This is a genomic window from Bifidobacterium sp. UBA744 (assembly GCA_002298605.1).
GTDB lineage: Bacteria > Actinomycetota > Actinomycetes > Actinomycetales > Bifidobacteriaceae > Bifidobacterium.
In genome coordinates this window covers 1-8,375 of sequence record DBKS01000050.1, presented here as the reverse complement: position 1 = coordinate 8,375, position 8,375 = coordinate 1, and the positions used below count along the sequence as shown (strand labels likewise).

At 64.2% G+C, this 8,375-nt stretch carries 6 protein-coding genes; 2 read left to right on the top strand and 4 right to left on the bottom strand.

Going from position 1 to position 8,375, the window contains the following annotated elements:
* Positions 1 to 134: 134 nt before the first annotated feature.
* From murA to rfbB, 4 genes are all read right to left on the bottom strand, one after another.
* On the bottom strand, positions 135 to 1,460 hold the full coding sequence (gene murA / locus B2994_RS05200) for a UDP-N-acetylglucosamine 1-carboxyvinyltransferase (RefSeq protein WP_291527313.1): 1,326 nt from the start codon (positions 1,458 to 1,460) through the stop codon (positions 135 to 137).
* Between the two features lie 254 nt (positions 1,461 to 1,714).
* The gene (locus B2994_RS05195) at positions 1,715 to 2,860 is read right to left on the bottom strand and encodes a diguanylate cyclase (RefSeq protein WP_291527312.1); all 1,146 of its coding nucleotides are present in this window, start codon (positions 2,858 to 2,860) and stop codon (positions 1,715 to 1,717) included.
* Between the two features lie 36 nt (positions 2,861 to 2,896).
* A complete protein-coding gene (locus B2994_RS05190) occupies positions 2,897 to 4,075 on the bottom strand; it encodes a CPBP family intramembrane glutamic endopeptidase (RefSeq protein WP_291527311.1) in 1,179 nt (392 codons plus the stop codon).
* A 135-nt stretch (positions 4,076 to 4,210) separates the two neighbouring features.
* Positions 4,211 to 5,245, bottom strand: a complete 1,035-nt coding sequence (gene rfbB, locus B2994_RS05185; RefSeq protein ID WP_291527310.1) for a dTDP-glucose 4,6-dehydratase — start codon at positions 5,243 to 5,245, stop codon at positions 4,211 to 4,213.
* Positions 5,246 to 5,274: 29 nt separating this feature from the next.
* Here rfbB and B2994_RS05180 point away from each other — a divergent pair, with 29 nt between their 5' ends.
* Both B2994_RS05180 and B2994_RS05175 read left to right on the top strand, forming a co-directional pair.
* A complete protein-coding gene (locus B2994_RS05180) occupies positions 5,275 to 6,339 on the top strand; it encodes a glycosyltransferase (RefSeq protein ID WP_291527309.1) in 1,065 nt (354 codons plus the stop codon).
* A 23-nt stretch (positions 6,340 to 6,362) separates the two neighbouring features.
* A partial coding sequence (locus B2994_RS05175) for a glycosyltransferase (protein ID WP_291527308.1) occupies positions 6,363 to 8,375 on the top strand: 2,013 nt, incomplete at its 3' end.

Below are 8,375 nucleotides of genomic sequence, written 5' to 3'. Positions count from 1 at the left end.
CCTAAATCAAGGGGGTGTGCTGGGGGGGGCGGATTTCACGTGTCTTATAGAGCGACAACGGTGGTTCTGGAAGGCCATAAGACGAAGCGGGCGCTCCGGCATGTACCGGAGCGCCCGCTCACACCGCTCATCGTCTAGTCGATGTCGGCGCCCAACTGATATAGCTTGCCGCGGAAGTCGGCGTAACCGCGGTCGATCAGCGAGATGCCATGCACATTCGACGGGCCCGACGCGGCGAGCGCGGCGATCAGATGCGAAAAGCCGCCACGCAGATCCGGCACGTCGATATCGCGTCCGGTCAGCGGAGTCGGCCCGAAAATCACCGCCGAATGCTTGTAGTTGCGCTGCTGGAAGCGGCACGGCAGGGATCCAAGGCATTCGCGATACAGCTGGATCGTCGCACCCATGTCAACCAGCGGCTTGGTGAAGCCGAAACGGTTCTCGTACACCGTCTCGTGCACAATGCTCAGGCCGTTGGCCTGGGTGAGCGCCACCACCAGCGGCTGCTGCCAGTCGGTCATGAAGCCGGGGTGCACATCCGTTTCGATGGCCACGGGCTTCAAGTCCCCGCCCGGATGCCAGAAGCGAATGCCCTTGTCGGTGATGTCGAACTCGCCGCCGATCTTGCGGAACACATTCAGGAACGTCATCATTTCAGGCTGGGTGGCGCCCTTGACGAAAATATCGCCATGCGTGGCAAGCGCAGCCGAGGCCCAGCTGGCCGCCTCAATGCGGTCGGTCAGCGAGGTGTGCGTGTAGCCCTTGAGCTCCTTGACACCTTCGATGCGGAAGGTGCGGTCCACATCCACGGAGATGATCGCGCCCATTTTCTGCAGCACGCTCACCAGATCCATGATCTCCGGTTCGATGGCCGCGCCCGACAGTTCGGTTTTGCCCTTGGCCAGCACGGCGGCGAGCAGGGTCTGCTCGGTGGCGCCCACGGACGGGTACGGCAGATGGATTTTCGCACCGGTCAGGCCGTTGGGGGCGGTGATGTGGATGCCGTCCTTGTGCTCCTTGTCGACGTTCGCGCCCAGTTTGCGCAGGGTCTCGAGATGGAAGTCGATCGGACGGCCACCGATGTTGCATCCGCCCAGCGCCGGAATGAACGCCTCGCCCAGGCGGTGCAGCAGCGGCCCGGAGAACAGGATCGGGATGCGGCTGGATCCGGAAAGGGTGTCGACGTCGGCCACGTCGGCGAGCTGCACATGGGTCGCGTCGATGGTGACGATGCCCTTGGCGCCGTTGACGTCCACGGTCACGCCATGCAGACGCAGCAGGTCGGACACAACGTGCACGTCTCGAATTTCAGGCACGTTCTTTAGCACCGACGTGCCCGGTGCCAGCAGCGCAGCCACCATCGCCTTGCTGACGAAGTTTTTGGCGCCGCGCACCTTGATGGTGCCATTGAGCGGCTTGCCGCCGTTCACATGCAGGATATCGTTCGGATCCTCTGCCACGTCATTCTCCTATTAGCCCCGCGGGCTCTCTTATCCGGTCTTGTCCGGTCGCAGCGGACTGCGGCAATTCCGCCGCGATGCGCAATCATCTCGCGATCGTCCGCCGACCGGCCCTCAAACACACTCATGATTAGTCTGCCACGGCACGTGTGGCGACACGGTGAAATGCGCCGCGAGCCGAACGCCTATGGCGGATTTTATGGTATTTGCGCCCCGGCTACGACACGATTGGCACAATTGGCACGATAGCGCGATTACAGCGCGGCCTTGATCTCGCGTGCCAGATTCGCGTCCCACATCGCGCCCGTGGCCGACATCACCGCATTCGCGCCGGCCGCACGATACGCCCGATAATCCTCCGGCGTGGTCACGCCGCCCACGCCGATGATCGCGAAGTCAAATCCCGTCCGTTCGCGCACCGCGCTCAGACGCCTCACCATGTCGAGGCCGGCCGAGCGGATCGCACTGCCGCAGACGCCGGAATGCTCGCGCCCCTTGCCGGGCAGCGCCTGCCGGCCATCCTTGTCGACCAGTTTGGCGCTGATGGTGTTGATGGTCGAGAATCCCTGCACGGTGCCATGTGCGACGGTTTCGTTGACCATGCGTTCCAGGTCCAGATCGTCGGGCAGGTAGGCGAGTTTGACGATGAGCGGACGGTCGCCGATCTCGTTCTTCACCGCTTCGGTGATCTCCCCCACCAGATGCGCGTCATGGCAGAGCAGACGATTGTGGCCTTCGTTCGGGCAGCTGGTGTTCATCTCCATCAGCCGAGCGCCCGTCTCGCACACCAGTTTCGCAGTGAACGCGTGGTCGGCGATGTATTCCTCCCGGCTCATGCCCTCGGTGCGCGACCCCTGGAAGCTTGGCATCAGCAGCTGCCCCGGACCGGCCGCTTCGATGGCCTGCCGCATGTCGGGCTGCCAGACATCAGGGTCTCGGCTGGGCACGCCGAAGGAGTTGGAGATGGAGATGGGCAGCTGATACTCGGTGTCCGCAAGCACGCCGTCGTCGAGTTCGGCGCTGCCCGGGGTCAATTCGCCGGACGCCGAGCGCGGATGCACGGCGAGCACGTTCGGGAAGGGGTTGCAGCCCCATGCGCGCGACCGCACGGTTTTGTAGACGGCCATGTCGAATCCCATGCGGAAGGCGGCCGTGGTGTACCGGGAGTTGAGCAGCGGACCGGCCGGAATGCCGAAGGGAATGTCGAGATCGAAGCCGAGGAACGACTCGCGCCGGGCGGGGTCGGGGAGGGCGCCGGCACCAGTGCCGGAGACGCGCGTGGCGGATTCCCGCGTCTCGCCGTCATCGGCAAGCGCATCGGCGAACGCCCCGAACGGACCGGTCGCATAATTGTCGTCATAGGTGCGGTTCACATCGTAGAACGGCTCGAAATCACTCATACCGCAAGGGTATGCCGTGGGGTGGGCACGGAATGCCTACGAGGGGATGATGGCGATCAGCGAAAAGAGGACCAACAAGCCGGTGACGATAACGTATACGAGGAACCGGGCCGAGGTCCACCCCCAGTAGGTGCCGCGCGGCGATCGGTGAACATGGGCGTATGCGCGGATTTCACGGCCGTGGCGCACGAGCACAATCAGCCCGCCGACAATGCCGACCGCCAGCAGGACCGCGGCGTAGACGCCCTCGCCCGCATCCCCGTAGTACGAGGCCAACTGGTCCAATGCGCCGCCGATCACCGCATTGTTGAACACATGCAATGCGACCGACCACAGCAGCGAGTACTCCATCGCCACGAACCCCAGCAGCAGGCCTATGACGAACGCGAACAATCCCTGCGTGAAGTCGCCGTGATACAGCCCGAACATCACCGCCGACGTGAGGATGGCGAAGTCGCGGCCATAGGGTGCGAGTGCCCGGAGCAGCACGCCGCGGAATACAATCTCCTCGAACACCGGCCCGATCAGCCCGACGTACAGCCACATCTCCCAGGTGATGGTGCTCTGGTTGATGTACTCCATGCTCTGCGAGGTCACGTCCGCGCCGAATGCGGACATCACGAGCTGCAACAGCACGAACGCCGCCTGGGCCGTGACCATGAGCACGATGAAATCCAGGAGCCATCCGCCGCGCATATGTGCGGCGACCGGACGGGAGGGCGCGGGATGGGGCGCACCGGACGTCATGCGGTATGGGCATGGGCATGGGTATGCGGCGCCGCCCGACCAGAATTCACGGCGGAACACCATACTGCGATTCAGCGCCAGGATCAGCAGCATGCCCGTACCGAAGCCGATGAGGTTGGTCCATCCGGCCAGTTGCAAAGCCTGCTGCGTCACGCCGTCGACCACACTGTCCACGTCCTGCAGGCCGGCTTGGTCCCATTGGCCTGATTGGGCCGATTGGGCGCCCGCCATATGACCGACCAGCCGCCCGAGATACGGCAGCAGCATCACCAACATGGCGACGGCGCCGGCGACCTGTGCGACCACGTAGTAGGCCAGCACCATGCCGGCGGGCCGACCAACCGCCTGCCGCATGATCCGCCGGCGCATGGTCTCGGGGTTCGCCGGCGGCACGATCACCGGTCGCGGCTGCAGCGGCGGCAGTGACTGCTGCGGAGGGTACTGGGGATACTGCGGTGGCATCGTCATAGTTCAAGATAACCACCAGCAGGCGTCATTGCCAACAAACGAACCATGCATTGCCGCGCACAAGCTCCGCAATGCCGCCGCAATCTCGCCGCAGCGCCGCCGCACCTCCCTCTCGCCGCAGGCCCCGCCGCGATGTCACTGTCCCTGTGCTCGATATTTCGCCTCGGTGGCCCGCTTGGCCGGCTCCCACCAGTCACGATGGGCGCGATACCAATCAATGGTCCGAGCCAATCCCGCTTCGAAATCGGTACGGACCGGCCGCCAACCCAATTCGCGACGCAGCTTGCCCGCATCGAGTGCATAGCGGCGATCCGCTCCCGGACGGTTGCGCACATGGTCGAAATCGTCGGGGTTGCGACCCATCAGACGCAGAATGGAACGCAGCACGGTGAGATTATCGCGCTCACCGTCGGCGCCGACCAGGTAGGTTTCGCCGCGCCTCCCGCGCGTCAGCACCGCCCAGATCGCCGAGCAATGGTCCTCGGTGTGGATCCAGTCGCGCACGTCAAGACCGTCGCCGTAGAGTTTGGGCCGCAACCCGTCGAGGATGTTCGTCACCTGCCGGGGAATGAACTTTTCCACATGCTGGTATGGCCCGTAATTGTTGGAACAGTTGGAGATCGTGGCGTCGATCCCATACGTGCGCACCCACGCGCGCACCAGCATGTCGGAGGCGGCCTTCGACGCGGAATACGGCGACGAGGGGCGGTAGGGCGACTCCTCGGTCATGCGGCGGGGATCATCGAGGGCCAAATCGCCATACACCTCGTCGGTGGAGATGTGATGGAAGCGCAGATGATACCTGCGCGCGACCTCCAGCAGCCGATACGTGCCCTCCACATTGGTGGCGATAAAGGGCTCCGGATCCGCGATCGAATTGTCGTTATGCGATTCCGCGGCAAAATGCACGATGGCGTCATGCCCCGGCGCGAGGCGGTCCAGCAGATCGGCGTCGCGGATATCGCCATGCGCCAGGCTCACGCGATCCGCCGGCAACCCGGCTATATTCGCCGGATTGCCCGCATAGGTCAGCGCATCCAGCACCGTCACCCGCACGCCGGGATGCTCGCGCACCACATGGCGCACGAAATTCGCCCCGATGAACCCGCATCCGCCGGTCACGATGATGTTGCGCGGATTGAATGCGACGTCGCCTACACCTTCAGTCATACCCGACAGCGTAGCGCATAATAGACGATATGACTGCTTACAACAACATCAAGGTGACCGCGGTGGTGGTGTCGTACAATCGCGAGGCGCTGCTGCGCGAATGTCTCGACGGGCTCGCCCGGCAAAGCCGACCGGTCGACCACCTGATTGTTGTGGACAACGCCAGCACCGACCATGCGCTGCAGGTGGCCCACACGCACCCATCCCAGCCGGAGGTTATTCCGCTGGGCTGCAATTACGGGGGTGCGGGCGGATTCTGCGCGGGGCTGGCGCTGGCTCTGCGGCAGCAGTCGCGCAGCGGCGCGGGGCTCGCGGTCGACGCCGAGTTCGTCTGGCTGATGGATGACGACACGATTCCCACCCCCACCGCGCTGGAACGCCTGCTGGACACGGCGACGGAATGCGACAGGGCCAACGGGCAGTGGCCGACGATACTGGGGTCGAGGGCGCTGTGGACCGATGGGCGCGAGCATCTGATGAACCGGCCGCGCCCACGCACGTGGATCGCCAAAGGCGGCACAACGCTGGGTGCGGCGACCGGCGGAGACATCGCCGTCGAGGCCCCGTTCCAGGTTCGGTCACTGTCATTCGTCTCCTGCCTGCTCAATGCCTCGACGATGCGCGATCTGCACGCCCTGCCGCGAGCCGCGTATTTCCTGTGGAACGACGACTTCGAATTCACCACCCGGCTGCTGCGCGACGGCATTGGATATTACGTGCCCGCCAGCGTCGTGGTGCACAAAACCAAGGTGTTCGGCTCGTCCGACGCGGATCCCGGACAGCGCTTTTACAACGAAGTGCGCAACAAGCTGTGGATGATGCGGTACTCCCGCACGGATTTCACCGGCCGGGAATACGCGGAGTTCCTGCTCAAAACACTGCGCCGTTGGGTGCTCACCTATCTGCGGGCGCATGACCGCCGCCTCATCCGCGACTGCTTCCGCCGCGGCTGGCATGACGGATTCGGCACCGCCCCGCGCGGCAATGCGGAGATCCTGGCGGCAGAGGCCACCGTGGCCGGCGCGGTGCGCGACGTGGAAGGTGAGACGGAAGACAAGGCCACGGATGAAGAGGAGGGCACAACCGGACGATAGGCGGCACGTTTATAATGAGCCTCATGTCTAGCGCCGCACAAGCCGAACCAACCAAGCAAATCAAGCAAACCGCACGAGCCGCACAGGCCGCGCCAACCGAGCAAATCGCGCAGGTCACCCAGGCCGCGCAGGCAGCACCAGATCCGCAAGCCGCACCGGCCGACGCGTGGGAAACCGTCAATCGCGTGGTCTTTCCCGTCAAAGACCAGGACCTCACGATGCCGCTGTACGTGGTCGAGTGGACGAGGCCGCATCCTCAGGCGGCATCCGACAACGCCTTCGCCAACCTTGCGCGCATCGACGTCAAGGCGATGGGCCCCTCCGAGCTGCGTCAACTAATCGACAGCAGCATCACCCGACGTCCGAACACCCCCGAACAGGAGCTGCTGAGCATCGGATCCCGCTCCCGTCTCACCGTGGCCGCGCATAAGCACGTGTCGCTCTGCACCTTCTTCAACGCGTTCCCCGGCAGCTATTGGCAGCGCTGGACCACAGTGCGGACGGTACGGTTCTCCGCCGAACTCAGCGGCGAGGGCACTGTGATCCTCATGAAATCCAATGCACGCGGGCTGGCCTCGCCCGTCGCCACAATCGAGCATCGCGAGAAGACCGCAAGCTCCCATTCCGTGGATCTCGCACTCAATGGCATGCTGGACGGCGGATACCTCTGGGCGGACCTGCGTTCCGACGGCGATTCCCCGTTCACCATGGCGAACGCCCAGTGGGCGGTTCCAGCGCGGAATCGCGTCATGCCCGACGGCTCCAAGCTGTCGATTGCCATCACCACGTTCAATCGCGCCCCCTACTGCCATAACCAGCTGAAGGCCATCGCCGGCGAACCCGCGCTGCGCGAGCGGCTCGACACGGTGTATTGCATCGACCAGGGCACCGATCTGGTGCGCGACCAGCCCGGCTTCGCCGACACGGCAGCTAACCTGGGCGACCAGCTCACCTACCTGCGTCAGGGGAATCTGGGCGGGTCCGGCGGTTTCACCCGCGGCATGGTCGAGACGCTGAAAGCCGGCGACAGCGCCTACGCCCTGATGCTGGACGACGATGCCATCAGCGAGCCGGAATCCATCGTCCGCGCCGTCAATTTCGCCGACTACACCAAACGCCCAACGATCGTCGGCGGAGGCATGTTCCATATCGACAATCGCACGGTGCTGCGCACCCTCGGCGAGCATTGGGACGCTCACACCAATATGCACGGCCCGCTGATCGGCCGCCCGTACGACCATGATTTCGCGCAGCAGCCGCTCGCCGAATCCCCGGAGTGGCATCAGCGCATCGAAACCGACTACAACGCCTGGTGGATGTGTCTGATCCCCACGAGGGTGATCCGCGACATCGGATTGCCCATGCCGGTGTTCATCAAGCACGATGACGTCGAGTTCGGACTTCGAGCCCGGTCGGCGGGCTATCGGACCGTCAGCCTTCCCGGCGTGGCCGTATGGCACCAGGCTTGGCACGACAAGGATCCCATGCGCACCTGGGAATGCTATTTCGTCCTGCGCAACTTCTGGATCCAGGCACTGCGCAGGTTCGACAAGCCGAATCCGAGCTTTCTCAAGGAGATGGTGGCCGGCGATGTCAATGCCGGCTGCAAGCTCACCTATTCGGCGATGCAATTGCGCAACATGGCCATGAGGGACCTGTTGGAGGGGCCGCAGGCCGTGGCGCAGGGCATGCCGGGGCTGATCGACCGCGTACGCAAGGCGCGCGAGGGCTTCGAGGATTCCACGGTGATCCGCGATCTTGAATCGATTCCGGAACCGGAGCGTCTGTATGTCAATGAGATGGGCGCCATGTCAGGCAGGCAGATCAAGGGCATGCTGCTGCGGATGCTGCTGAGCAACCTCTTCACCGGTCGCAACGGCAGGTCCTCGCGCCGCCCACAGATCATGGTGCCGTATAAAGACGTGCAATGGACCACATTCGGCCACATCGACTCCGCGCTGGCCACCACGCCCGACGGCAACGCGGTGGAATGGCTGCGTCGCGACAACCGCCTCTACCGCAGGATGTTCCGCGCC

What these genes read in the sequence shown, in the direction of transcription:
- B2994_RS05180 (WP_291527309.1), top strand. Translation starts at nt 5,275, where the DNA reads ATGACTGCTTACAACAACATCAAGGTGACCGCGGTGGTGGTGTCGTAC.
- rfbB (WP_291527310.1), bottom strand. Translation starts at nt 5,245, where the DNA reads ATGACTGAAGGTGTAGGCGACGTCGCATTCAATCCGCGCAACATCATC.
- B2994_RS05195 (WP_291527312.1), bottom strand. Translation starts at nt 2,860, where the DNA reads ATGAGTGATTTCGAGCCGTTCTACGATGTGAACCGCACCTATGACGAC.
- B2994_RS05190 (WP_291527311.1), bottom strand. Translation starts at nt 4,075, where the DNA reads ATGACGATGCCACCGCAGTATCCCCAGTACCCTCCGCAGCAGTCACTG.